This is a genomic window from Streptomyces sp. CA-106110, from assembly GCF_050936285.1.
Classification (GTDB): Bacteria; Actinomycetota; Actinomycetes; order Streptomycetales; family Streptomycetaceae; genus Streptomyces.
Genome location: NZ_JBNJNB010000001.1, coordinates 9,882,451 through 9,907,803 on the forward strand (window position 1 = coordinate 9,882,451; position 25,353 = coordinate 9,907,803).

Annotated in this window: 22 protein-coding genes; 12 read left to right on the forward strand and 10 right to left on the reverse strand. The window is 70.9% G+C overall.

Annotation, left to right across the window (positions count from 1 at the left end; all coding sequences use genetic code 11):
* Positions 1-178: 178 nt before the first annotated feature.
* From ACQEXA_RS45645 to ACQEXA_RS45655, 3 genes are all read left to right on the forward strand, one after another.
* Complete coding sequence (locus ACQEXA_RS45645) at positions 179-1,495, forward strand: DUF6777 domain-containing protein (protein WP_433132861.1); 1,317 nt, start codon at positions 179-181, stop codon at positions 1,493-1,495.
* Between the two features lie 157 nt (positions 1,496-1,652).
* The gene (locus ACQEXA_RS45650) at positions 1,653-3,725 is read left to right on the forward strand and encodes a SpoIIE family protein phosphatase (protein WP_432924989.1); all 2,073 of its coding nucleotides are present in this window, start codon (positions 1,653-1,655) and stop codon (positions 3,723-3,725) included.
* Between the two features lie 49 nt (positions 3,726-3,774).
* Positions 3,775-4,635 carry an Fpg/Nei family DNA glycosylase gene (locus tag ACQEXA_RS45655; RefSeq protein ID WP_432924987.1) on the forward strand — a complete coding sequence of 287 codons (861 nt, stop codon included), beginning with the start codon at positions 3,775-3,777 and terminating at the stop codon, positions 4,633-4,635.
* Between the two features lie 44 nt (positions 4,636-4,679).
* Here the strand turns inward: ACQEXA_RS45655 and ACQEXA_RS45660 are convergent, their stop codons facing one another.
* The 6 genes from ACQEXA_RS45660 to ACQEXA_RS45685 form a co-directional block, all read right to left on the reverse strand.
* Positions 4,680-5,336 (reverse strand): zf-HC2 domain-containing protein, encoded by a 657-nt coding sequence (locus ACQEXA_RS45660; RefSeq protein WP_432924985.1) that lies wholly within the window; start codon positions 5,334-5,336, stop codon positions 4,680-4,682.
* Positions 5,337-5,479: 143 nt separating this feature from the next.
* Complete coding sequence (locus ACQEXA_RS45665) at positions 5,480-5,995, reverse strand: hypothetical protein (RefSeq protein WP_359409185.1); 516 nt, start codon at positions 5,993-5,995, stop codon at positions 5,480-5,482.
* A 136-nt stretch (positions 5,996-6,131) separates the two neighbouring features.
* On the reverse strand, positions 6,132-6,677 hold the full coding sequence (locus ACQEXA_RS45670) for a sigma-70 family RNA polymerase sigma factor (protein WP_432924983.1): 546 nt from the start codon (positions 6,675-6,677) through the stop codon (positions 6,132-6,134).
* Positions 6,678-6,795: 118 nt separating this feature from the next.
* Complete coding sequence (locus ACQEXA_RS45675) at positions 6,796-8,220, reverse strand: amino acid permease (protein WP_432924981.1); 1,425 nt, start codon at positions 8,218-8,220, stop codon at positions 6,796-6,798.
* 157 nt (positions 8,221-8,377) lie between these two features.
* A complete protein-coding gene (locus tag ACQEXA_RS45680) occupies positions 8,378-8,839 on the reverse strand; it encodes a universal stress protein (protein WP_360997998.1) in 462 nt (153 codons plus the stop codon).
* 73 nt (positions 8,840-8,912) lie between these two features.
* Entirely contained in the window at positions 8,913-9,560 is a 648-nt protein-coding gene (locus tag ACQEXA_RS45685; protein ID WP_432924979.1) for a class F sortase, read from the reverse strand.
* 337 nt (positions 9,561-9,897) lie between these two features.
* Between ACQEXA_RS45685 and ACQEXA_RS45690 the strand changes: the two genes are divergently transcribed.
* Positions 9,898-10,194 carry a hypothetical protein gene (locus tag ACQEXA_RS45690; RefSeq protein ID WP_433132863.1) on the forward strand — a complete coding sequence of 99 codons (297 nt, stop codon included), beginning with the start codon at positions 9,898-9,900 and terminating at the stop codon, positions 10,192-10,194.
* 100 nt (positions 10,195-10,294) lie between these two features.
* Here the strand turns inward: ACQEXA_RS45690 and ACQEXA_RS45695 are convergent, their stop codons facing one another.
* Positions 10,295-11,077: a hypothetical protein gene (locus ACQEXA_RS45695; RefSeq protein ID WP_433132865.1), complete on the reverse strand. Its 783-nt coding sequence runs from the start codon at positions 11,075-11,077 to the stop codon at positions 10,295-10,297.
* Between the two features lie 220 nt (positions 11,078-11,297).
* Positions 11,298-12,062, reverse strand: a complete 765-nt coding sequence (locus tag ACQEXA_RS45700) for a DUF4239 domain-containing protein (RefSeq protein WP_432924973.1) — start codon at positions 12,060-12,062, stop codon at positions 11,298-11,300.
* An 849-nt stretch (positions 12,063-12,911) separates the two neighbouring features.
* Here ACQEXA_RS45700 and ACQEXA_RS45705 point away from each other — a divergent pair.
* The 6 genes from ACQEXA_RS45705 (at position 12,912) to ACQEXA_RS45730 (ending at position 20,783) form a co-directional block, all read left to right on the forward strand.
* Entirely contained in the window at positions 12,912-13,862 is a 951-nt protein-coding gene (locus tag ACQEXA_RS45705; RefSeq protein WP_432924971.1) for an SCO0930 family lipoprotein, read from the forward strand.
* Positions 13,863-14,501: 639 nt separating this feature from the next.
* The gene (locus ACQEXA_RS45710; protein ID WP_432924969.1) at positions 14,502-15,314 is read left to right on the forward strand and encodes an SAM-dependent methyltransferase; all 813 of its coding nucleotides are present in this window, start codon (positions 14,502-14,504) and stop codon (positions 15,312-15,314) included.
* Positions 15,311-17,458, forward strand: coding sequence for a putative bifunctional diguanylate cyclase/phosphodiesterase (locus tag ACQEXA_RS45715; RefSeq protein WP_432924967.1), 2,148 nt, complete (start codon positions 15,311-15,313; stop codon positions 17,456-17,458). The genes ACQEXA_RS45710 and ACQEXA_RS45715 overlap by 4 nt, the downstream gene beginning before the upstream one ends.
* Before the next feature lie 515 nt (positions 17,459-17,973).
* Positions 17,974-19,023, forward strand: a complete 1,050-nt coding sequence (locus tag ACQEXA_RS45720; protein ID WP_432924965.1) for an LLM class flavin-dependent oxidoreductase — start codon at positions 17,974-17,976, stop codon at positions 19,021-19,023.
* On the forward strand, positions 19,016-20,047 hold the full coding sequence (locus ACQEXA_RS45725; RefSeq protein ID WP_359404350.1) for an LLM class flavin-dependent oxidoreductase: 1,032 nt from the start codon (positions 19,016-19,018) through the stop codon (positions 20,045-20,047). Before ACQEXA_RS45720 ends, ACQEXA_RS45725 begins: the two co-directional genes overlap by 8 nt.
* Positions 20,048-20,066: 19 nt before the next feature.
* Positions 20,067-20,783 carry an NADPH-dependent F420 reductase gene (locus ACQEXA_RS45730; RefSeq protein ID WP_432924963.1) on the forward strand — a complete coding sequence of 239 codons (717 nt, stop codon included), beginning with the start codon at positions 20,067-20,069 and terminating at the stop codon, positions 20,781-20,783.
* A 249-nt stretch (positions 20,784-21,032) separates the two neighbouring features.
* On the opposite strand, the gene ACQEXA_RS45735 is transcribed toward ACQEXA_RS45730, so the two are convergent.
* Positions 21,033-22,427 (reverse strand): alpha/beta fold hydrolase, encoded by a 1,395-nt coding sequence (locus tag ACQEXA_RS45735; protein ID WP_432924961.1) that lies wholly within the window; start codon positions 22,425-22,427, stop codon positions 21,033-21,035.
* A gap of 212 nt (positions 22,428-22,639) precedes the next feature.
* On the opposite strand from ACQEXA_RS45735, the gene ACQEXA_RS45740 reads away from it, so the two are divergent.
* Positions 22,640-23,626 carry an ArsR/SmtB family transcription factor gene (locus ACQEXA_RS45740; RefSeq protein WP_432924959.1) on the forward strand — a complete coding sequence of 329 codons (987 nt, stop codon included), beginning with the start codon at positions 22,640-22,642 and terminating at the stop codon, positions 23,624-23,626.
* 52 nt (positions 23,627-23,678) lie between these two features.
* On the opposite strand, the gene ACQEXA_RS45745 is transcribed toward ACQEXA_RS45740, so the two are convergent.
* Positions 23,679-24,563 (reverse strand): LysR family transcriptional regulator, encoded by an 885-nt coding sequence (locus ACQEXA_RS45745; RefSeq protein WP_432924957.1) that lies wholly within the window; start codon positions 24,561-24,563, stop codon positions 23,679-23,681.
* Between the two features lie 118 nt (positions 24,564-24,681).
* On the opposite strand from ACQEXA_RS45745, the gene ACQEXA_RS45750 reads away from it, so the two are divergent.
* Positions 24,682-25,353, forward strand: a complete 672-nt coding sequence (locus ACQEXA_RS45750; protein WP_359404374.1) for a succinate dehydrogenase — start codon at positions 24,682-24,684, stop codon at positions 25,351-25,353.

The following is a 25,353-nucleotide window of genomic DNA, read 5'->3' on the forward strand; positions in this document are numbered from 1 at the left end:
GGGCGGATGGGCTCGTGACTCTGTGTACACCACTGTTCGGCTTGCGTAACCCAAGTGAGTGGCGCAGACAATGAGGGACGAATCGCCTTGGACGAAACGGGAGAAACCGGTGAAGACGTCCATCCACTCGCGAAAGGCACCCCCCAGGACACCCAGGAGCTCCGCCAGGAAGCGGAACGTGCCCGCCAGGGCCTTCGCTGCCGTAGGCACCCTGTCGGCGACCGCCCTGCTCTGCGCCGGATGCGGAGGCGCGGACCCGATATCCGCCGTCCCGACCGGCGGTGAGGTCTTCCTCCAGCCGTTCGAGGCGAGCGATCCGGACTCCTTCACCGACTCCACCGTCAGATCCGCCGCCTCGCCGCGTCCCGTCACCCGGCTGCCGGAGTCGACCGTGGACGAAGCGCTGTCGGCGGCACGCTCGGTCTCCGGCGCGACGCCCGGCCTCTACGGCGGCACCCGGTCCGCTCCCAGCTGTGACATCGAGCGGCAGATCGCCCTTCTGACGGCCGACGCCACCAAGGCCCGGGCCTTCGCGCAGGCGGCCGGCATCGACCAGGCGTCCCTGCGCGACCGTCTGCGCGGACTGACCTCGGTGGTCCTGCGCGCCGACACTCTGGTCACGTTGCACGGCCTTCGCGACGGACAGGCGACCGCCCGGCAGTCCGTCCTGGAGGCCGGAACCGCCGTCCTCGTCGACAACCGCGGTGTGCCCCGCGTGCGCTGCGCCGGCGGCAACCCCATCAGCGAACCCGCACGGTTGCAGGGCACCCCCGCCATCCAAGGCCGTCCCTGGTCCGGTTACCGGCCCGGGCAGGTGGTCGTGGTGACCCCGGCCCCTCAGACCATCCTGAACATCATGATCATCAACATCGAGGACAAGGACACCTGGATCGAGCGCCGGATCGGCGACGACGGGCGCCGGGACGTGGTCGTACCACCGCCGCCCGGGCGCGACTCGGGGTCGTCCGAAGACAGGATGCGCACGCCCGACACGGAGGACACGCGGACCGAACAGCCCGAGGAGCACGCGTACGAGTCCGAGGAGGTTCCGGACGAGCGCGATGCGCCGCCGCTCGACACACCCTCCCCGAGCGGGACGGGTGCCGCGCCGTACGAGAAGAGCCGGTTGCCGGCGCGGTCCGGGCTCGACTGTGTGACGCCGGGCGCGACCGTGACCGTCGCGCCGAAGGGGCAGCCGTCGCAGTCCGGGCAGTCCCCGGCCGAGACCACCAAGCGGGGCGACGACTGCGCCGCCCCCACCATCGTCGCGGCTCCGTCGTCGGCCCCCTCCGGCTCGGGCACACCGTCTGCCACGGCGGCCGCGCCTCCGGCCGCCGCGACGGCTCCGGCGGCCTCCCCGACGGCCGACGCACCCCTTGGTTTCCCCCTCGGCTCCGGCCTCCCCTCCCTCCGCCCCGGACGCGTCGGCCTCCCTGTACTCGCCGGGCGAGGACACGGGCCCCGCGGGCGTGCCCGAGACGTCCGGCGTTGCTGACGGAGGCGGTCCGGTCCCCCAGGCCACCAGCACCGAGAGCCCTCTGCTGGACAGCCCGGCCCGGATACTCGGCCACTGAACCGGCGGCGTACCGGCAGGCCCGCGGGACAGAGTGGCAGAAGTCGAATATTCGGGTAAATCCTGGCAAGGTGGCCCCATGGTTGATCAGGGAGCGGGCGCCCTGTCACTCCCGAAGGACTGGCCCGACCACCCGGATCCGATCCTGGCGCTCAACCAGATGGGCAGCTTCGACTGGGACCTGGACACCGGGCTGTTCCACATGGACGCCCTGGCCCATGAGATCTTCGACGTGCGCCTCGACGAATACGACGGCCGCCCCGAGAGTCTCTCCGCACGCATCCCGCCGACGGAGTTCGAGCGTCTCGACGCCCTGATCTCCCGGGCCATCAAGGACGGCAGCGAGAACTACGGCACGTACTTCCGCGTCCGCCACCGCGACGGCACCCTGCGCTGGGCCCACGCCCAGGGCCACATCCGGCGCGACGGGACGGGCAGACCGCGCCGGATCATCGGCATCGTCCGCGACGCCGCCCAGGAACTGCGCGAAAGCCGGACCCGCACCGAGCAGACGACCCAGGACGAGGCCCTGCGCCGGCAGACGGACGTCGTCCAGATCACCAGCGCGGCACTCGCCCAGGCCCGCACCGTCCAGGACGTCATCGACGTCCTCAAGGACTGTCGCGGCCTCACCCACCTCGGTGCGACCAGCCTCGTCGTGGGACTGGTGGAGGCGGGCCGCCTCCGGCTCGTCGTCCAGGGACCCGCGGGCAGCTCCGTACCGGGCACGCTGGTCACCCGTATCGACGAGCCGTACCCCATGAGCGAGGCGGTGCGCACCCTCACCCCGCGGTTCATCGAGTCCCCGGAGGAGTTCGCCGAGCGCTACCCCGTCCTGTGGCCGAGTCTGACGAACCTGCGCATCACCTCGGCGGCCTATCTGCCGCTGATCGTGCAGGCACGGCCCATCGGTGGCCTGGGCCTGCTGTACGACGACCGGTACGGCTTCACTCCCGAGGAACGCAACATCCTCATCGCGCTCGGCGGCAGCATCGCGCAGAGCCTGCAGCGCGCCATGTTCTACGAGCAGGAGAAGGACCTCGCCCAGGGGCTGCAGCAGGCGATGCTTCCCCGCTCCATCCCCTGCGTGCCCGGCGCCGACATCGCCGTCCGCTACCGCGCCGGTGCCCTCGGCCGGGACATCGGGGGCGACTGGTACGACGTGATCCTGCTGCCCGGCGGGCGGGTCGGCGCGGTCATCGGCGACGTCCAGGGCCACGACACGCACGCGGCCGCGGTCATGGGCCAGCTGCGCATCGTGCTGCGCGCCTACGCGGCCGAGGGCCACACACCGGCCACCGTGGTCGCCCGCGCCTCGGTCTTCCTCAAGGAACTCGACACCGAGCGCTTCGCCACCTGCCTGTACGCCGAGGCCGATCTGTCCACCGGAGTGGTGCAGGTGGTCCGCGCGGGCCATCTGGAGCCGCTGGTGCGGCTGCCCGGTGGCGGCTGCCGGCTCGTGTCCATCGAGGGCGGGCTTCCACTCGGGCTGTCCGCCGAATTCGACCGCCTCGAATATGCGGTCACCACCGTCGAGCTGAGGACCGGCGAGACCCTGCTGCTGTGCACCGACGGCCTGATCGAAGAGCCGGGCGCCGACATCGACGACGGCATGATGATCCTGCGGGACCTCGTCTGCGCCGGCCCGGACGATGTGCGCGACCTCGCCGACCTGCTCATCGACGTGGCCGAGGAGCGAGGTGGCGACGACGACGTGGCCATCCTGCTGCTGCGGCGCGGGTGTCTGTACCAGCGGTCCGGCGGACGCCTCCAGCAGCACGTGGAGCCCGGCGACCCGGACGCGCTCACCGGGGCCCGCCGCGCGATCCGCGCCGCCGTGAGCGCCTGGGGGGTGGCTGAGCGGTCCTCGGAGATCGAACTGGTCGCCAACGAGCTGATCACCAATGTCCTGCTGCACACCGAAGGCTCGGCCACCGTCACCCTGCGGATCGTCACCGGGCACGACCGCAGGCTCCGCGTGGAGGTCGAGGACATCTCCAGTGCCCTGCCCCGGCGCCGGGAGGCGAGCGAGGAGTGCGTCTCGGGCCGCGGCCTGCTGCTCGTCGACCGGCTCACGGACGTGTGGGGGGTGGAGCCGAGGGGCTATGGAAAGGTCGTGTGGTGCGAGTTCCTGGTCCCGCGACGCGGCTGACACCCAAGGACGGGGCCCGTCGCCGGCGGCAGATGGCACTCTGGTACACATGCCGGAACTGCCCGAGGTCGAAGCGCTCAAGGATTTCCTGACCGAGCACGTCGTCGGTCACGAGGTGGTGCGGGTGCTGCCCGTGGCCATCAGTGTCCTGAAGACGTACGACCCGCCGGTCAACGCCTTCGAGGGCCGCACCGTCACCGCGGTCGGCCGGTACGGCAAGTTCCTCGGCCTGGAGGCCGACGGACTGCACTTCGTCACCCATCTGGCCCGCGGGGGCTGGCTCCAGTGGAAGGACCGCCTGCCCGACGGCGTGCCCCGTCCCGGCAAGGGCCCGCTCGCCCTCCGGGTCGCGCTGGAGACCGGTGAGGGCTTCGACCTGACGGAGGCGGGCACCCAGAAACGGCTCGCCGTGTACGTCGTACACGATCCGCAGGAGGTCCCGGGGATCGCCCGGCTGGGCCCGGACCCGCTCGCCGCCGACTTCGACGAGCAGCGGCTCGCGCAGCTCCTCGCGGGCGAGCGCCGGCAGATCAAGGGAGCACTGCGCGACCAGAGCCTGATCGCGGGTGTCGGCAACGCCTACAGCGACGAGATTCTGCACGCGGCGAAGATGTCCCCGTTCAAACTGGCCGCGTCGTTGTCGCCGCAGGAGACGGGGCACCTGTACGAGGCGCTGCGGACCACGCTCACCGAGGCGGTGGAGCGCTCGCGGGGTCTGGCCGCCGGCCGCCTCAAGGCGGAGAAGAAGAGCGGCCTTCGGGTTCACGGCCGCACGGGGGAACCGTGCCCGGTGTGCGGGGACATCATCCGCGAGGTGTCCTTCAGCGACTCCTCGCTGCAGTACTGCCCCACCTGCCAGACGGGCGGCAAGCCGCTCGCAGACCGCCGGTTGTCACGGCTGCTGAAGTAGCGCGGGCTGTCGGCGGCGGGACACGGGCGCGCGGTCCTACCCGATCAGCGGGACTTCAGTGTGACCAGGTGCTGCCCGTCGCTGGTGCGCACCTCGAAGCGGTCGATCTGCCCGGACTGCAGCGCCGAGCCCCCTTGCATGGAGGTCGCCTTGCCGTCGTCCGAGGGCACCATCCAGCTCGTCACCGTGTGCTCCGTGCCGTCCTTGCCGATCACCACCAGCCGGCACGGGTGCGGTCCGGACTTGTCCTTGACCGTGACGTCGACCTGACTGCCCCAGAGCCGGTCCTGTGTGGTGATCTCCGCCCACACGCCCGTGTCGGGGTCGGTGGCGCTCATGGCCGTGGCCGCCGACGGCGAGCCGTGCCCGGTCGCCAGCGCGGCTGCCGGCGCGCCGACCGCGAACACCGCGGCGGCGGCGACCGCGTACAGCCGGCGCCTGCGCTCGTTGCGGTGCTTGGCCGTGACCTCCTCGAGCAGCCGCTCCAACAGGCGCGGCCCGGGGGCCGCGAAGGGATGCACGGACCGCGGGGTCGCTTGGCGGTACAGCATCAGCTGTCGTGCCGCGGGGCGGAACTCGCTCACGTGTGCCGTGCAACTGGGGCACTCCATGAGGTGGTCCTCGAAGCGAAAGGCTTCCGCTTCGTCCAGCACGCCGAGCGCGTAGGCGCCGACGTCGCGATGGCGTTCCAGGGACCTCATACCAAATCCTCATGCCGGTGAGCAGGGTGGGGGTGGTGTTGCTGTTGCTCACCGGTACGGACCTGACGGCTGAATCACTCAAGGCCGTTACCGAATCGCGGCCAAGACATTCGGAGCCGTCGGGTCTGCGGATTGGTCCGTGCTCAAAAAAGATGGATGGCGAGATGCCCGAGGGGGAGTCCCAGCTGCCAGGCCGGCGTCCAGACCTTGGGGCCGTCGTCCTCGCCGACCACGGCCGCGCCGCCGGGCACCGCGTCCAGGTCAGGGGCGAGCAGCTCGGTCTCCTCCAGCCAGCGCCAGGCCGCCGACGCCAGCTCCAGATCCGGTGCGGGGCCTGCCGTCGCGACCGCCTCGGCGGTCAGCTCGGCCATCCGCTCGCGCACCCAGTCCTGCCAGGGCTGGTCGTACGCCGTCAGCGAAAGCCAGGTCTCCAGCTGTGAGACCACCCGGATCCCGGACAGCTCGCCGCCGGTGTCGGACAGGAAGATGGTCAGTGCCAGGGCGTCGCGCCCGGCGCGGAACTCGAAGGACGTCGGCGGCATGAGGTCGCCGGTCCGCAGCAGTTCGTCCGCGATGTACTCGGCGTACAGCCACGCCATGGGGACGGCCAGTTCACCGCCGCCGGTGCCGTCCGTGCTCTCTTGGCCTCTGTGCAGCATCCCTTCCTGCCTTCCTCCGGTACGTGCGCGTCGCCCGAACCCGGGCCCCCAGTCCGGAACACGGATGATGCAAGCTGAGTGCTCAACCATGGTCGGCAGCAAGGCGCTTTACGGAGGCTTGACTCGGCCTTCGGTTTCACCGCAGGTCGGCCGCGTAACCCGGCAAAACCCTGCGCAGGGCGCGCAGGGCGTAGTACGCGCGAGACTTCACCGTACCGGGCGGGATTCCCAGGGCCTCGGCAGCCTCCGCCACACTGGCCCCCTGGAAGTACACCTGCACCAGCACATCCCGGTGCTCGGGCGTGAGAGTCTTCACAGCCTCGCGTACGTCGAGCATCGCGGCGGACCGTTCCGCGTGGTCGGCGATCACCCGGAGGTTCTCCAGCACGGCGTCCCCGACCTCTGCGGGACGCGCCTGGCGGGCCCGCCGGGCGTCGATGGCGAGCCGTCGGCCGACCGTGAGCAACCACGGGCGCACGGAGTCGAAATCGTGTGCGCGCAGCGCCTCGGGGTGCTGCCAGGCGCGTACGAACGTCTCCTGCAGCAGATCCTCGGCGCGCTGGCGGTCGCCGTCCGAGAGCCTGAGCAGCAGGGCGAAGAGGGGGCGGCCGTGCTCGCGCTGCAGCTCGGCCAGCTCGTGCTCGGCGGTCGTCCCGGTGCGGGTGGTGGTTCCGGCCGTCATGCGCGTATGGCAACGCGCCGCACGTCGCCCGGACAGGTGCGCGACCGGGCTGTGCGGTGGGCGGTCGCTGTTCATCGGTGAACGGTGCGGCGAGCGGTCGGCCGGGGGCGGTGCCGTCTCACCGCGACGTGCCGGTCCTGGCCAGCCCGGAGTGCTTGTAGGAGTAACCGAAATAGACGACCTGGCCGATCACGAACCACACGGCGAAGCGCACCCAGGTCTGCCACTGCAGGAACGTGATGAGCCAGAGCGAGAAGACCACGCCCAGCGCCGGCACGAACGGCATCCACGGCGTGCGGAAGGTACGCGGCAGTTCCGGCTGCCGGTAGCGCAGCACGATCACCGCCACGCACACCACGACGAACGCCAGCAGGATCCCGATGTTGGTCAGTTCGGCCGCCTCGGAGATCGGCAGGAACCCTGCGATGACGGCGGAGGCGGCCCCGACGATCCAGGTGACACGCGTGGGGACATGACGTGTGCGATGCGTCTTCGCGAACCACTTCGGCAGCAGCCCGTCCCGGGACATCGAGAACCACACCCGGGTGACGCCCAGCATGAACGTGAACATCACCGTGAGGATGCCGACGATGGCGCCGACCGCGATCAGATCCGCGAGACCGCCGAGGCCCACCGACTTGAACGCGCTGGAGAAGCCGCTCTCCTTGTCGATGTGCTTGTAGTTCTGCATGCCCGTCAGCACGAGGCAGGCCGCCACGTACAGAACCATCGCGATGCCGAGCGAGTACAGGATCGCCTTCGGCATGTGGCGCTGCGCGTCCTTGGACTCCTCGGCCGCGGTGGACATCGCGTCGTACCCGAAGACCGCGAAGAAGACGGTCGCCGCGCCGGTGAACGCACCGCCGACGCCGTACGGGAAGAACGGGTGGTAGTTGGCGGTGTCGATGTGGAAGACGCCGACGGCGATCACCAGCAGGACGACGAGGACCTTCAGGGCCACGACCGTCGTCTCGAAACGGGCCGCGTTGCGGATGCCGAGATTCAGCAGCCACGCGATCAGCAGGCACAGCACGACCGCGAACAGGTCGACCCGGTGACCGGCTCCGGTGCCCGGCGCGCCCAGCATCCAGGCCGGCAGATGAGCGCCCATCTCCCCGACGAGGAAGCCGAAGTAGCCGGAGATGCCGATCGCCACCACCGCCACGATCGCCGTGTACTCCAGCAGCAGATCCCAGCCGATGAACCAGCCGGCGTACTCGCCGAGCACCGCGTAGCCGTATGTGTAGGCGGACCCCGCCTTGGGGATGAGGCCCGCGAACTCGGCGTACGAGAGTGCGGCGGCCGCGCTGGCCACGCCCGCGATCAGGAAGGACACGAGGACCGCGGGACCCGCCGTGCCGTTGGCGACGGTACCGGCCAGGGTGAAGATGCCGGCCCCGATGATCCCGCCGACACCGATGGCGGTCAGCTGCCACAGCCCCAGCGAACGGTCGAGCCGGGTGCCCTCACGGGCCTCCGTCTCCTCGATGTGCTCGATGGGTTTGCGGCGGAGAATCCCCTCGCCCGCTTTGAGCCCGGCCATGAGCCTCACCTCTTCGCAGACGGCAATCTGCTGACGGCGGATCATGATGGCGCAGAGGGGCGAAGGACGGAAGACGGCGTGCATGCCCTCGCGCCCGGGCGCGACCACTCATGGCCGCCGCCTCGCGGGCGGGTCCGGCCCCGCCGGGAGGCTGTTTCTACGGTACGACCGTGACCGGCCAGCGCCCCGCCTTCACCAGCCGGATCGCCACCGAGCCGACGATGCGGTGGCCGGCCTGCTCGGAGGCGCCCACCACGACCGCGTCCGCCTTCAGCTCGTCGGCCGCCTTGACCAGCCCGTTGAAGGGGTCACCCCGGAAGGTGTGGAACTCCCAGCGCACCTCGAATATGTCCTTGACCCGCTCGGTGGCCTCGCGGATGTACTTCACCAGGTCCTCGGCGATCGCGTCGGTCGTCTCGGCGACCGGCACCCCGAGTGCCGCCCCCGCCGCCATCACCGGCTGCACGTACACGACCGCGAGCAGCGCACGCTGCCGCCTGGCCAGTCCGCCGGCATAGGCCGCGGCCCGGAGCGAGGAGTCGGAGCCGTCCACCCCGACGACGATGACCTTGGGCCCGTCGGTGCCGCGCTCGAACCGATGCGAGTGCTGTTCCTTCACGGCAGTGAGGCTATCGGAAGTCGCAGGTCCGGGGCTGTGCGGGCGGCGGGGGAATCCATGCGGCCGGTCCGGCTCAGCGCACCTGGACCAGACGGGCGAAAACCACCACGTTCCCCGCGTAACCGTGTTCCTCGGAGAATCCGCCGCCGCATGTGATGACACGCAGTTCCGGGGTGCCCTTGCTGCGGTAGACGCGTGCGCCGGGGAAGTGCGCCTTGTCGAAGACCTCGTTGCCGTAGGTCTCGAAGACGGCGGTCTTCCCGTCCAGGCGCCGGACCTCGATGCGGTTGCCCTGCCTCAGGGAGCCCAGTCCGTAGAAGACGGCGGGCCCCTCCTTGTTGTCCACATGCCCCACGATCACGGCCGTGCCCTTCTCACCGGGCGAGACCCCGCCCGTGAACCAGCCCGCGAGGTTCGGGTCCTCGGACGGCGGCGCGCTCACCCAGCCTGACGCGTCCAGGCCCACCGGCATGACGGGGGCATCGACCTGGATCGCCGGGATCTTGACGCGGCTGACCACGGAATACGGCAGGGGGGCGGGAGTCCTGGTGGGGCTCTGGGTGCCGCTGGTACCCGGGGCCGCCGCGGAGGCCGGCTGCGGCGGGCCCACGTGCACCACGCCCGATCCGTTGCGCACGAGAGCGAGGCCCGTCAGCAGAACGAGGGCCATCACGCCCCACGGGGCGCGCTTCTCCTTGCCGGCCGACTCGGACGCAGACATTCGCGATTCCCCTCTCCACGCGGCCGTCACCGCGTCCGTCACGCAACAAGAAGAACGCTAGGCGCAGCGAACTGTGTGAGCGACGGGGAGAGAGCGAACGGGTGGCGGGGGGCGGTTCTGCGGTGCGCCGTCCGAGTTGCCCGGATCAGCCGCATTTCTGACACGTCGTGAACTACGGTGACGTCAGCCCGCCCGTCCGGTCCGCCGCTTGTCCTCTCATCGGGTCGGGCCACCCTCGACATGCGCTCGCGCGTATCGCGTTCGAGGGTTCGTCGAGGAGGTGCTTTCTCCCATTCGACCGGGGGACGGTCCCCGGGGCGCCTCCCACGGAGGCCTCATGCATACCAGTCCTGCCCTGGCGGTCAGTGCCATCGCGGCCGCGGCTCTCGGGATCGCCGCACCGGCGGCCACGGCCCGGGACGAGCCGGGTACCGCCGTCGCCGCCCCCGGTCAGAGAACCCTTCTCCCGCCGGACGCCGTCCTCGGCACAGGGGACGCGGTCCGTCGCGGTGCCAACGGCACGTCCTCGGGCGCCACGCCCACCGACATGGCGATCGGCGGCAGCCTGGTGGCGGCGGCGATCATCGCGGGCGGGGTGGTGTGGTGGCGTGGCCGGTCGGACGACGAGAGCTGATCCCGGCCCGGATCCCGAGCCTGCCCCGGCACCAGAACAGACCGCACCCCGGAACCCGATGGGCTCCGGGGTGCGGTCGGTCGAGGGGAGGCGGTGCGCGTCAGGACCCGGATGCGCTCCGCCGGCGTGTCATGCGCCAGGCCGCGCCGACCGTGCCCGCGATGAGCGCTGCGCCAAGACCGATCTTCTTCGGGTCGAAGCCGCCGGCGCTGCCCCCGCCGCCTGCCTGCACGCCGTGCTGCTCGTATCCGCCCCCGCCGCCGCCCCCGTTCCCGCGGTAGCCCTCGCCGTTTCCGACGCCGTATCCGTTTCCGACGCCGTATCCGTTCCCGATCCCGTTTCCGACGCCGTATCCGTTCCCGATCCCGTCTCCGACGCCGCATCCGTTTCCAACGCCGCATCCGTTTCCGACGCCGTATCCGTTCCCGATCCCGTATCCGTTCCCGACGCCGTTTCCGATGCCGTTCCCGTTGTATCCCCCTCCGTTCCCTCCGCCTGTCTTGCGGTACCCGTCCCCGTTCGCGTCGTTGTCCTCGCTCGACGCCGCGATGGCCAGCCGGCGGTGGCCGTACTCCTGGCCGCATCGGAACGTCACGTCGTACGTGGAGCCGGGTCTGGCGCTCCGGTCGACGGTGGCCGTCGCCGTAGTGCGCCCCTTGGGGATCGTGACCGTGTCGAAGACGCCCGAGTAGACGGTGGCATCGTCCTTGCAGCCCTGAACGGGCAGTGCGAGCCGGCCGCCGGGGGAGACTTTCTCCGGCTGCAGGTTGTAGGCGAAGGCCGCGTTGGAGTCGTCGTCACCCCCTCCGGTCGACGTACATCCAGTGAGGGTCAGGGCGGTGACGCCCAGGACTGTGGCCGAGAGTGTGCGTATCGCGCCCATGAAAGCCTCCAGGTCCCCGAGGAGCCTTGCTGCGGACCGATTCCGCCTGCACCGGAAATGCACCTCGATGATCGGAACGCTAGGAAAGCGGGTGCGGGCGCGCGATCTCAGAAGCGCGAATGGGGCAAGCCCGTGCGCCGCACAGGGGAGGCGGAGTACGCGGCGGGGCGGGCGCGAGCAGCGCCCGCCCCGCCCCGGCCGGACCGGCACCGGGAGATGCTCAGCCGTGCAGGTGCGGGAACAACGACAGGAACGGCTCCGCCGAGGCCGCGATGCCTCTGCTGTAGGGGGCGTCGAAGTCCCAGATCAGGAAGAGCAGGAAGGCGATGAGCGCGGAGAACAGCCCGGCGAGGACGAGTTCGCGTGGAGTGCGCCGAATCTGCAGCGCGAACACCATCCCGATGGTGACCACCGCGCCCGCGATCAGCCCGAACCACACCACGGGCGGCATGGTCGAGCCCGTCGCGTCGGCGCGTGCGGCCCGTGCCGCGTCGGCGGCGGCCACCTGATCGAGGAGCGGTTGGTACGACTGCGCCTGGAAGTCGTTCTTCGGCTCGTAGTCGGTGACGTCCTGACGGACTTTCTGCAGCAGCTCCCCGCCGCGCGCCGTGACGTTGCCGTGGTCCGACATGGTCTTCCACTCGGTGTGCACCACATGGCCGACGTACGTGGTGACATCGGCGCGGACGCGATCGCGCACGTCGGCCGGATACACGCGCACCCGTTCGGAGATCTCGTGCAGCGCCTGCGCCTCGGCCTGGACGTGGTCCTGGGCGGCGCTGCGGGCCTCCCAGACCCCGGCGATGGCCAGGCCGAGCACGATGGCGTACACCACGCCGATCCACATCGTCATGTATTCGATCACGTCCGGCGTCTCGGACGGATCGTCGTCCTCCGCCGCCGTACGGTGCCGCAGGAACGTCACCACGATCACGACGACGCAGGCGGCTGCCATCGCGAGGGTGAGAACAAGCCATTCCGACAAGGAGTGCCTCCAGAGGTCAGCGCGGACGCAGCGCGGCGACGGCGAACACCGCGGGCGCGGCGATGAGCAGGGTGAACACGAGAGGTGAGGGACCGTCGCGCGGCGGTCGCGGGCGGGTCACCGCGTGGTATGCCGGATAGTGCACCGGGGTCGCGGCGGGGCGCGGGCTCGGCCGGGGCGGGGGCGGCGGAGTGGGTCTCGGTGCGGGCAGGGACACCGGTGCCGGCCGCGGCCGGGGAGGCGGTGCCGCGGTGCGCGGCGGAGGAGGCGGCGGCGCGGGTCTCGGTGTAGGCCGCGGTTTCGGGGTGGGCGTGGGTCTGGGGGTGGGCGTCGGGCTCGGCGTCGGGGTGGGGCTCGGACTCGGCGAAGTGCACGGGGGGAAGAGGATGTCGCCCCCCGCGATCGCCACCGCGTCCGTGCCGCCCGAGCCCGTGGAGGCGTACGCGCACGCGTCCGCCGACGCCGCGCCCGCGGGCGCGCCCACAAGGATCCACACCAGCGTCACCTGGGCCAACACCCTTGTGAGGAGGGCGGATCCGGTCCGTTCGGGTCGATGCACGATCGAGATCATCGGCGCGTCGGTGCCCGGGTACGCCCGGGTGCTGGGGAATTGCCCTGAAGGAAGGAGATCCCGCTTCGGATGGTTTGCCCGATCATGCTTGCGTGACGACCGGTTGGGTGCATATGTGCGAAAAGGGGGGTGTGGGCGACGAGTGGCCGGGACGCGTCACAGGTTCTGGAAAGAAAAGTGGGGCCCGATTGAACGCTTGGGGCGCTCCCGCGCGTACCTAGGGCCATACACGGCGCCCAGAGGGAGCCGAACACCCAAGCGGATAGCGGGAGTTGAGAATGAAGACATCCTGGCGGAGCGCCTCCCTCGTGGCGACAGCTGCGGCCGTGCTGGCGCTCACGACGGCGTGCGGTCAGGAGAGTGGCACCCAGTCCACGGGCAGTCAGAACGTGGGGGCCACCGCTGCCGCAGGCGGTTTCGGTTCGAGCGTGACGGACCCCGGCAACGGCTACGGCGCCGACTCCACCACCGCCCCGAGCGCCTCGGCCCCCGCGGGCGGTCAGTCCGCGGGTCAGCTGGCCGTCATCGAGAACGCCAAGCTCGGCAAGATCGTCACGGACGGCGCCGGGTTCACCCTCTACCGCTTCGACCAGGACACGGCCGAACCGCCGAAGTCCAACTGTGACGGCGACTGCGCCAAGGCCTGGCCGCCGGTTCCCGCCGACGGCGCCACGGTCGCCTCCGGCATCGACAAGTCCCTGCTCGGCGAGGTCACCCGCACCGACGGCACCAAGCAACTGACCATCGCCGGCTGGCCGATGTACCGCTACGCCAAGGACGTCAAGGCAGGCGACACCAACGGTCAGGGCGTCAAGGGCACCTGGTTCGCGACTGCGCCCACCGGCAAGAAGGCGGGCGCCGCCCTGCCGGGCCTGTCCGTCCGCAACGACCCCAAGCTCGGCGAGATCGTGGTCGACAAGAACGGCATGACGGTCTACCGCTTCATGAAGGACCAGGCCTGGCCCAAGTCGGTCTCGAACTGCACAGGCGCGTGCCTGGAGAAGTGGCCGGTCGTCGCCCCTGTGGCGGCGAACGACACCAAGGGCGTCAAGAAGAAGGGTCTCATGGGCTTCACCCGCCCGGACGGCGCCAAGCAGATGACCGTCAACTGCTGGCCGATCTACACCTTCTCCGGCGACCAGGCGCCCGGAGACACCAACGGGCAGGGCGTGGGCGGCACGTGGTACGCCGTCCGGCCCGACGGAAAGCCGGTCGGCGCGTCCAAGTAGAGGTCGCCTCCCCAGGGTTGATCGAGCGTCTCGCCCGTCGGCAAGGAAGCGGAGGGAGCGGACACCCGAACAGCAGTGCCGGACGAACGGGACACAGACGCGCACGACCAGGTCCACCCCCCTCCACACCACACGAAGGGGGGTGGACCTCCGGCATGTCCGGCAGGCGGGCAACCGTGCGCACGGACCTGCAGCGCCCCGTCAGGGGCGCGGGGAACGGCGCGATCGGCCACGACGGCCCCGCACGCGCGAGCGGACCGGTCACTCACCCCCCGGGGGCGTACCCGTCGAAACAGACGGACCTGCAGCGCCCCGAAAGGGGCGCGGGGAACGGCGCGCTCAGCCACGACGCACCCGCACGCGCGAGCGGACCGGAGGCGCACCGGCCGAAGGCGTCAGGGGCGCGGGGAACTGCGCGCCCACCCACGACGAACCCGCACGCGCGAGCGCACCCGCGCGCCCGCCCACAACCAACCAACAGCCGCAGGCAGACCCAAACCGCCCTCCGTCGCATAAGCAACGCACTGTGACCGGGAACGGACGGTCAATTTCCGTTTTTGCTCGCTCCGTTGGCGGACGATCAGTAGCCTCAGCTCGAACACCGGATCGGCCACCCGTCGCCTAGCCATGGAGAGCTACATGGAGCGCCCCGCCTGGGCCCCACGAAGCATCGACATCTCGGTGCCGAGCGTGTCCCGTATGTACGACTTCTACCTGGGCGGTTCGCACAACTTCGAGGTCGACCGGCGGGCGGCGCGCAAGGTGATGGAGTTCCTGCCGGGGCTCCCCAAGATCACACAGGCGAACCGGGCGTTCATGCGCCGCGCGGTCCGCTTCGCCGCCGGGGAGGGCATCACCCAGTTCCTCGACATCGGCTCCGGCATCCCGACTTTCGGCAATGTCCACGAAGTGGCCCAACAGGCGCACCCCGGCGCGCACGTGGTGTACGTCGACCACGATCCGGTGGCAGTGGCCCACAGCCAGGCCGTTCTCGGGGGCAACGACGACGTGGACGTCGTCGCGGCCGACCTCCGCAAGCCCCAGGAGATCCTGTCGAGCCCTCAGTTGGAGCGACTGATCGACCTGAACCGGCCAGTTGCGGTCCTTCTCGTTGCCATACTGCACTTCGTGGAGGACATGGACGACCCGTACGGTGCGGTGGCCGAGCTGCGCGACGCGCTGGCTCCGGGCAGCCTGCTCATCGTCACGCACGCGTCGTACGAGGGGATCCCGCTCCCGCAGGAGCGGGCCGAGGGCGCGGTCGACGTGTACAAGGACATCAGAAATCCGCTGATCATGCGCTCGCGCGAGGAGATCGCGCGGTTCTTCGAGGGGTACGACATGGTGGAACCCGGGCTGGTGCCGATGCCGAAGTGGCGGCCCGACACGGCACCCGAGGACGAGGATCCTTATGCCTTCGCGGGATTCGCGGGCGTGGGGCGCTCGGCGTGACCGCGGAACCGGGGGGACCGGAGGACAGACTGCGCAGGTTCGCGACGATCTGGAGCCGGGCGGTCTTCCCGGTCACCTCGACGTCGCTGACCCGTCCGGAGTTCGAGGAACGGCTGCTGCCACTGGCCTTGCGGCTCAGTGACGCGCTGCGGGCAAGGACCTTCGACGCGACCGTGGCCAAGGGCATCGGCGCGGCGCTGATCGAAGCGCACTGCACCGACCCGGAGGCGCTCAGCCGCACGCTGGACTGCATCGGCGCCTATCTGGTGCTCTACTGCGGCGACCCGGACGCCTCCGCGGAGGCCCTGGAGGCGCTGCGTACCCGCTCCTCGCGGCTGCAGCACGCGATGGCCGCCGGGTTCGCCGGGGCCCTGCGGGAGCGCACGCTGGCCGAGCAGGACGCCATCGCACAGGCAGCGCTGACCGCCCAGGGCGCGGTGGCGCAGGCCCTGCACACCAGTGAGGCCCGCTTCCGGGCGGTCTTCGAGGGCGCGGCCATAGGGATCGGCATCGCGGATCTCCGTGGCAACGTCCTCCAGGTCAACGGCGCGCTGCTGCGCATGTTCGGCGGTTCCGAGAACCTGGTGCGCGGCCGCAAGGTGACCGAGTGGACCCACCCCGAGGACGCGCCGCAGGTCTGGCGGCTGTACGACGAGCTGGTCCGCGGCGAGCGCGACCACTACCACGTCGAAAAGGCCTTCTACCGGCCCGACGGAACGGTCCTGTGGACCAACCTCACCGTGTCCCTGCTTCGGGACGCGGACGGCTGCCCGCAGTACCAGCTCGCGCTCATGGAGGACACCACCGAGCGGCGCCTGCTGAATCTGAGGCTGCGGTACGAGGCCACGCACGACGCCCTCACCGGGCTGCCCAACCGCACCCTCTTCTTCGAGCGTCTGGAGAAGGCGCTCGCGGCGGGCGAGGGCCACCGGTTCGGACTGTGCTACCTCGACCTGGACGGCTTCAAGACCGTCAACGACAGCCTCGGGCACGCGGCCGGCGACCGGTTGCTCGTCGAGGTCGCCGACCGGCTGCAGGCCTGTGCGACCGCGCCGGGCGAGATGGTCGCGCGCCTCGGCGGGGACGAGTTCGTCGCGCTGACCACCGGGCCCGACACCGAGCGCGAGGTGGACGAGCTCGCCGGGCGCATCCTGAACGCGCTGGTCACCCCGATCAGCGTGGACGGACGCGAATTGACCGTGCGCGGCAGCATCGGCATCGTCGAGGGACCCGCGGGGGAACGCGGCCCGGCGGAGGTGCTGCGCAGCGCCGACATCACCATGTACCGGGCCAAGTCCGCGGGCGGCAACCGCTTCGAGCTCGCCGACCCGGAGGCGGACGCCCGCGTCATCACGCGGCACGGACTGACGACGGCGCTGCCGACGGCCCTGGACCGGGGCGAGTTCTTCATCGAGTACCAGCCGCTGGTGCACCTCGGCGACGGCACCGTGCACGGCGCCGAGGCACTGGTGCGCTGGCTGCACCCGCAATACGGTGTGCTCGGCCCGGACCGTTTCATCCCGCTCGCCGAGCGGACCGGGCTGATCGTCCCGCTGGGCCGCTGGGTTCTCGCCGAGTCGGTCCGCCAGGCCCGTGCCTGGCAGGAGAAGTACGCCCAGACGGGACCGCTGCGCATCAACGTCAACCTGTCACCGCGCCAGCTCAGCCATCCGGGGCTTGTCTCCGACACCGTCGACATCCTGCAGCAGTCGGGCCTCGAACCGGACGCGCTCTGCCTCGAGGTGACCGAGTCGGCACTCATCGGTGCCGACGACGACCTGCTCAAACCCCTGCGGCGGCTGGCCGAGATGGGGGTGGACATCGCCCTGGACGACTTCGGCACGGGCTACTCGAACCTCGCCAACCTGCGCCGCCTGCCGGTCCGGGTCCTCAAGCTGGACCGTTCCTTCACCCAGAGCATGCAGCAGTACCCGGCGGACCCCGTCGATCTCAAGATCGTCGAAGGGATCGTCTCCCTGGCCCACAGCCTGGACCTCGCGGTCACGGTCGAGGGCGTGGAAACCGGCGCCCAGGCCGAACAGCTGCGGATCCTCGGCTGCGACACGGCCCAGGGCTGGTACTACGCCCGCCCGGGCCCGCCCGAGCGACTCCACGACCTGGCACTGGTGGACGCGACCGGCTGACGGGCTGATCCGTCCGCCCCTGCACGGGGGGCGGGCCCCGCACGAGGACGGGCCGCGTCGCGGGCGAAGGGCTCACCGGCCCACCCGCGATTCGCCCTGCCCGTATTCGGCGACCGGTCCGGCCGGCGGCGCGCGGTCTCTCTCACCGTCGCGCAGTTCCGCCACGGCCTCGGCGACGTCATGGTGCAGGCCGAGTCCGGCGACGTACGTTCGCGCTGCCCGGCCCAGAACCTCGTCCCCACGTGGTGAACGAAGAGGGCGCCCCTGCTGAGGACCACGGCCGGGTCCGCATCCCGGTGCGCCTGCCCGGCGCAAGATCCACCGCGCCACGCTTACCCAAGCCGGCCTGCACTGCGCCGGCCCCGTGACCGTCGGCACCGCCCTGCTCTTCGCACACGGGAAGAGCCATCACAGCCGCCTGTAGTTGACGCGTCAACCACATCGAGAGATAATTGACGCGTCAAGTAGTTGTCGGTCGTGCCGCACGCGGCCGGAGAGCGCAGCAGGAGGAGTCCATGACGGCCCAAGGCTTCGAACTGGGGCTCAACTCGTTCGGGGAGGTCGCCACCGATGGCGGCGGCACGCTGAGCGACGCCGAGACCGTTCGCCTGATCGTCGAGGAGGCCAAGCTCGCCGAAGCCGTGGGGCTCGACGTGTTCAGCATCGGTGAGCACTACCGCCGGGGCCACAACGACAGCGCCACCCCCGTCCTGCTCGCCGCGATCGCCACCGCGACGGAACGCATCCGGCTCGGCACCTCGGTGACCGTGTTGAGCACGAACGATCCGGTGCGGCTTTACCACGAGTTCTCCACCTTGGACGCCGTCTCCAACGGGCGTGCCCAGCTCGTACTCGGCCGGGCATCAGCCACCGACTCGTTCCCGCTGTTCGGCTACGACCTCGCCGACTACGAGGAGCTGTTCGAGGAGAAGCTGGACCTGTTCATGCGTCTGCAGCGCGAGGAGACGGTGACCTGGTCGGGGAAGTTCCGGCCGCCGCTCGTCGAGCAGCAGCTGCATCCCCGGATGCCGCCGGGCGGCATCCCCACCTGGATCGGTGTGGGAGGCAGCCCGAACTCCGTGGTCCGCGCCGCCCGCTACGACCTGCCCCTCATGCTGGCCATCATCGGCGGGCGCCCCCAGCGGTTCGCCGGCCATGTCGAGCTCTACCACCGCACTCTCGAACAGCTCGGACACGCCAGGCGACCGGTCGCCCAGCACTCGCTGGGGATGGTCGCGGACACCGACGAGGAGGCACTCGAGACCTGGTGGACGTACTGGCAGCCGCTCGTGGCCCAACTCGCGGCGGAACGCGGGTTCTACAAGCCGACCCGTGAGCGCTACCTGCAGGAGGTCGACTCGGGCGCGCTCTTCGTCGGCTCACCCGAGACCGTCGCCCGCAAGATCGCCACGATGGCCCGCGACCTGCGGCTGAGCCGTTTCGACCTCAAGTACGACGTACTGAACCTGCCCCGCGAAGCCCGGGCCCGCACCATCGAGCTGCTGGGCCGCGAAGTCGCCCCGCGGGTGAAGCAACTGCTCACGAAGGAGCCCACCCATGTCTGATCTCGTCTTCGGTCTGGACACGTTCGGTGATGTGCCGCAGGACGACTCCGGGACCCCGGTGTCCGACGCACGAGCCATCCGGCAGGTCGTCGACGAGGCCGTTCTCGCGGAGGACACCGGCGTCGACGTCATCGCCCTCGGTGAGCACCACCGCCCGGAGTTCGCGATCTCGACTCCCGAGACCGTCCTCGCCGGCATCGCCACCCGTACCGACCGCATCCGTCTGGGCTCCGGTGTGACCGTGCTGAGCTCCGACGACCCGGTCCGCGTCTTCCAGCGCTTCTCCACCGTGGACGCGCTCTCGAACGGCCGGGCCGAGGTCATCCTCGGGCGAGGCTCCTTCACCGAGTCGTTCCCCCTCTTCGGATACGACCTGAGCGACTACGACGTGCTGTTCGAGGAGAAGATCGAGCTCTTCGCCAAGCTGCTGGAGGAGAAGCCCGTCACCTGGAGCGGCACCAAGCGGGCTCCCCTCGACAACGCCGACGTCTTCCCCAAGACCGAGTCCGGGCACCTGACGACCTGGGTCGGAGTCGGCGGTACGCCCCAGTCGGTCATCCGCACCGCGCAGTACGGGTTCCCGCTCATGATCGCCATCATCGGCGGCACCCCGGAGCGCTTCGCGCCGTACATCGACCTCTACCAGCGCGCCACCGACAAGTTCGGCACGACCGCTCATCCGGTCGGGATGCACTCGCCGGGCTTCATCGCCGACACGGACGAGGAGGCCCGGGAGCTGCACTGGCCGCACTACCGGGTCATCCGTGACCGCATCGGCGCGCTGCGGGGCTGGCCGCCGATCCGCAAGGAGGAGTACGACGCCGAGATCGAGCACGGCTCCCTCTACATCGGCTCTCCCGAGACGGTCGCCCGCAAGATGGCCCGCGCCATCAAGGCACTCGGCGTCGGCCGGTTCGACCTCATCTACACCACGGGGGCACAACCCATCAGCGCCCGTCTGCGCGCCGTGGAGCTGTACGGCACCAAGGTGGTCCCGATGGTCCGCGACATCCTCGCCGGCTGACGCCATGAACGGAGAAGACATGGACACCGCCACTGTGCGCACCGTCGGCATCCTGGGCGCGGGCAAGGTCGGGACCGTGCTGGCTCGACTCGCCCTGGCAGCCGGCCATCGCGTGCTCATCGCCGGATCCGGCGACCCCGCCAAGATCGCCCTCACCGTCGAAGTCCTCACGCCCGGCGCTGTCCCGGTCGCCGCCGCGCAGGCCGCGGCGGAGGCGGACGTGGTCGTCCTGGCGCTCCCGCTCGGCAAGTACCGCAGCATTCCCGCCGAAGCGCTGCGGGGCAAGCTCGTCATCGACGCGATGAACTACTGGTGGGAGGTCGACGGCATCCGCGAGGACCTCACCGACCCGCTCACCTCCTCGAGCGAGATCGTGCAGGCGTACCTGCCCGGAGCGCGTGTGATCAAGGCGTTCAACCACATGGGGTACCACGACCTCGAGGACGAGGCCCGGCCCGCGGGGGCGCCGGGACGCAAGGCGATCGCGATCGCCGGTGACGATCCCGACGACCTCGCCACCGTCGCGCACCTCGTCGACGCAGTCGGCTTCGACCCCGTCGTGGCGGGCCCTCTCGCCGAGGGAGTGCGGCTCGAACCGGGCACCGAGCCTTTCGGCGCCGATGTCGGTGCCGGGGAACTGCGCGCGATGCTCGACCGCTTCCCGGAATCGGACCGTGGACGGACCGTGCTCAGCGCACGGACGGCCGCCGCGGCGTCGACCGGACAGGCCGCCTGACCCTCGCTCCGCGAGGGCCGCGCCGAACGCGGGTCGAGCGCCGCCCGACATGCTTCGGGACGAAGTCCGAGTCCTGCGCGGCCGCACGGCAGGTAGAGACGAGGCCCCCACCCGGATCCCCGGTGGGGCCTCGTCGTTGTCCGTTCCGCTCTCGGTGTCACCGGCCCGGTGATGTGTGTCTCTGACGACCGCGTCCGGGCCGCTGCCCGGGCTCCCGCCCCCGTGATCGTGCGATGAGCCACTCCATGGTCAGCGCCTCAAGAGGAAGTCGAACACCGCCTGGCGGCCCTTGTCGCTCGCCGCCCTGTTCTGCACCGAGTGCGCGGCACCCGGCACCACCACGACCCGAGCTCGCGGCGTCAGCTTCTTCTGGTCGTACAGCCATTCAAGCGGCGTCGACAGATCCCGGTCGCCGCCGAGCAGCAGTACCGGTACGCCCGGAAGCCGGCGGTGCTCCGGCGGCAGCGGCGGCACCGGAGTGCGCGGCCAGTGCAGACAGCTGAGCATCGAGCCGAGGCCCGTCGCGGTGGCCGCGTCGAAGGGGCCGTAGTCGGCCGGCGTCAGGTCCGCGCCCGCCTTCTCCAGCGCCTCCTGGCGCCCCGCCACCGGTGTGTCCGCCCTGCCCCACGGATAGCGCCCGTCCAGGCACAGGGTCGAGGCGTGCAGCCCCTGGCTCAGCTCCTCCGCGGTGGCCGCGCTTCCCTCCCGTACGCCCGCGATCAGGCCCTGCAGCTCTCCGGGGTCGCCGCCCGCTGCCTGGTGCAGGGCGTCGATCATCGCCGCGTAGTCCGGGTCCACGAACTCCCAGGTGGTCAGGGTGTCCAGGACGTCGACGCCGTTGCCGTACGTGTCCACCACCTTGGCCAGATCCGTCGCCGGGTCCGTATGGCAGCCGATCGCCGCGCATGCCTCCGTCAGCACACGCGGCGCCGCTCGCATGGCGGCGCGGTCCATCGGGTCGTAGCCGGTCTGCGGCACCACCGAGTCCAGCACCATCCGGGCCACGTGCTGCGGGTGCGCCAGGGCGTACCGCTCGGCGGTGTACGTGCCGTACGAGACACCGTCCAGCGTCATCTTCCGCACGCCCAGCGCCCGGCGCAGCAGATCCAGGTCGGCGACCGTGTCGTTCGTACCGTAGAAACGGCGGTCGGGGCCGATGGCCGCGGCACAGTCCGTCACCGCCCCCGCGGTGGGCGGCGTGAGATCGGACGACCCCATCTCCTTCTGCAGCTGCGGGCATTGCAGCGCGCCCGCACCGGTGCCGCGCTGGTCGACCATGACGAGCCGGTAGTCCTTCAGCAAGGGCGCCAGCTTCTTGCTCAGTCCTTCCACGAACGGCACACCCGGCTGCCCCGGACCGCCCGTCAGGAACAGCAGTACGCCCTTCGGGGCCTTCACGTTGTCCGCCATCGCGACCTGCAGGCCCAGCCGGCCCCGCACGCCGCCGCTGTGGTCGAGCGGGACCGTCAGCGTGCCGCAGCTGAAGCCCTCCAGCCCGGGGCAGGCCGCGACGCCGGAGAGTCCCCCGTGCTCCCCGGCCGACGCCGCGGCCGCCCGGTCCTGGGCTGTCGAGGTGCAGGTCCCCGACAGCATCAGCGCGCCGGCGGCCAGCGCGACCGTCGCCAGCGCTCTGGGCCTCCGCATCCCGCGCACCCGTGCCTTCCCGATCCGCTGTGTTCTCCGCATCCCCGGCATCCCCCCGGCTCTCGCGCGCCTCCGCGCCCCCTTGTCCTCGTCGGCCACAAGACTGCGCGGAGCAGGCCCCCCGGGGCAGCTTTCGTGCCACGATTCGAGCAGATTCGAAGGGACACGGGGCAAAGGGACACGGGACAAAGGGACTTGGGCGAGGGGGAGCCGTGATCGAACTCACCGTGGACGCCGCCGGGCTGGCCCGCTCCCGCTTCGCGGTCTCACCGTTGCACGAGGTCGCGGCGACGCTGCTGCCATGGGGCGTGTGCCCGGGCTCGGACGCCGATCCGTGGGTCACACGCGCCCGGCGCGTGCTGCGCCGTGCCGGTCTGCCGCTGCTGTCGGAGCTGGCCCTGGACGGCGGCGGGTATGTGCCGGATTTCCTCAGTCCGCATCCGTCCGGGCCCGCACCCACCGTCGAGGAGGAACTGGAGCGGGTCCGGTCCACGCCGCCCGAGCGGGTCGTGGGCGAGCTGGAAGCGCTGCGCGACGGCCGCCCGCGCAGCGGCCTGGCCGGGTCGGAGCTGCCGCCGGAGGTACGACGGGCGATGGCCCGGGGCGGCGGTTATGTCGCACGGCAGGCCGCGGAGGAACTCCGGCGCTACTGGGACCTGGCCTTCGCCCCGCACTGGGAGGACGCGAAGGCCGCCCTCGAATCGGAGGTCGACCGGTGCGCCGGTGTGCTGGCGCGGCGTGGCGCGGCCCGGCTCTTCAACTCGCTGCACCCCGGTATCCGGTGGGCCGACGGCACGCTGCGCGTCGACAGCCGGTTCACGGTGGGGCTCGCCGTGCCCCTGGTCGTCGTGGTGCCGTCGCTCGTGGCGGCGGGGCCGGGCGTGTCCGTGGACCCGGTGCGGGACGGGCAGAGGCCGCCGATGGTGGCTTATCCCGCGCGCGACAGGCCCACCGCGCCGACGACCTCCTCCGCCGAGCTGGCCAGGCTGCTCGGACCCACCCGCGCCGGGCTGCTCGCGGCGCTGGCGCGACCGGCCTCCACCGCGCAACTCGCGGCACGTCATTTCCTCAGTCCCGCAACGGTGTCGTACCACCTGGGCGTGCTACACCGGGCGGGACTCGTCGCACGCGCCCGGTCCGGGCGGGCCGTGCTCTATCGCCGCACCCCGGAGGGATCCCGGCTGACGGGAAGCCGGTAGGCACGGCCCCCGGTGGCGCCGCCGTCCGGTCCCCGGAGCGCAAGCCGGCCGCTCACCGCTCCAGCAGCATCCGCTGAAGCTCCCTGGCCGCGCGCGGCGGGGCCACGTCGCTGCGGTGGGCCAGGGCGATGGTGCGGTACAGGCCGGGCCGGGCCAGCGGGGTAACGCGCAGACCGCGTCCGGAGCGGGTGGCGATCATGCGCGGGACGACGGCGACGCCGAGACCCGCCCGTACGAAGCCGAGGACCGCGTCCATCTCACCGCCCTCCACCGCGAACTCCGGCTCGAAGCCTTCGGCGCGGCAGGCCGCCACCGTCAGTTCCCGCAGGTCGTAGCCATGGCGGAACATGACAAGACGCTCGCCCTCCAGGTCCGCGATACGCACGGTGCGGCGGCTGCCACCGGGTCTGGGCTCGTCGGGCGAGGACACCACCACCAGATCCTCGCGCAGCAGCTCCACCGTGCTCAGCGCGGGGGAGGGGGTGGGCAGGGGCAGCACGATCAGGGCCAGGTCGAGGGCGCCGCGCGCCAGTTCCCGGACCAGGTCGTGGGAGCCGCCCTCCTCGATCAGCAGCTGGATTCCGGGGTAGCGGTCGTGGAAGGCGCGCAGCACGTCCGGCAGCAGTCCGGTGCACACGCTCGGCGTCGCACCCAGGCGCACCCGGCCGCGGCGCAGCTGCGCCATTTCCTGCACCTCGTGCCGCGCCGTCTCCGCGTCGGCGAGGATGCGGCGGGCCAGCGGCAGCAGCGCCTCGCCCGCGTCCGTGAGCGTGATGTTGCCACGCGCCCGCAGGAACAGATCGGCGCCCAGCTCCCGCTCCAGCGCCCTGATCTGCTGCGACAGCGACGGCTGGGCGACATGGACGAGGTCGGCGGCCCGCGTGAAGTGCCGGGTCTCGGCGACCGCCACGAAGTACTGGAGCTGCTGGAACTGCACCTCACCAGCATAGGGCCTGCCTATCGAAACCAGGCGGACCATGTCTTGGACCGATGACAACCCCCCGCCCTAGCGTTCTGCCATGGCTCTGGCAACGCGGACGGACCGACGGCCGTCCATGGCACGCACCGTGTGGGACTCGACCGTCGGCAAGAAGACCGTGATGGCGGTCAGCGGGCTGATCATGCTGCTGTACCTGGTCGCCCACATGTACGGCAACCTGAAGATCTACTTCGGGGCAGGCGACTTCAACCACTACGCCCACTGGCTGCGCACCATCGGCGAGCCCTTCGTGCACTACGAGTGGACGCTCTGGATCATCCGGATCGTGCTGATCGTCGCCGTGGTCGCGCACGCCGTCTCCGCGTACCAGCTCAGCCGCCGCGATATCAAGGCGCGCCCCAGCAAGTACGTGCACACGAGGCCGCGGGCGAGCTATGCGACCCGCACCATGCGCTGGGGCGGGATCATCCTCGGCCTGTTCATCGTCTGGCACATCCTCGACCTGACCACCGGCACCGTGCACTCCGGCGGCTTCCAGGAGGGCCACCCGTACCAGAACGTCGTCGACACCTTCTCCACGTGGTACGGCGACGTCATCTACATCGTGGCGATGCTCGCCCTCGGCCTGCACATCCAGCACGGCTTCTGGAGCGCCGCCCAGACCCTCGGCGTCGGCAGCCGCACCCGGGACCGCGCCCTGAAGACCACAGCCAATGTCCTCGCGCTGTTGCTCACGGCCGGTTTCATCGCCGTGCCCGTGGGCGTCATGACCGGAGTGGTGAGCTAG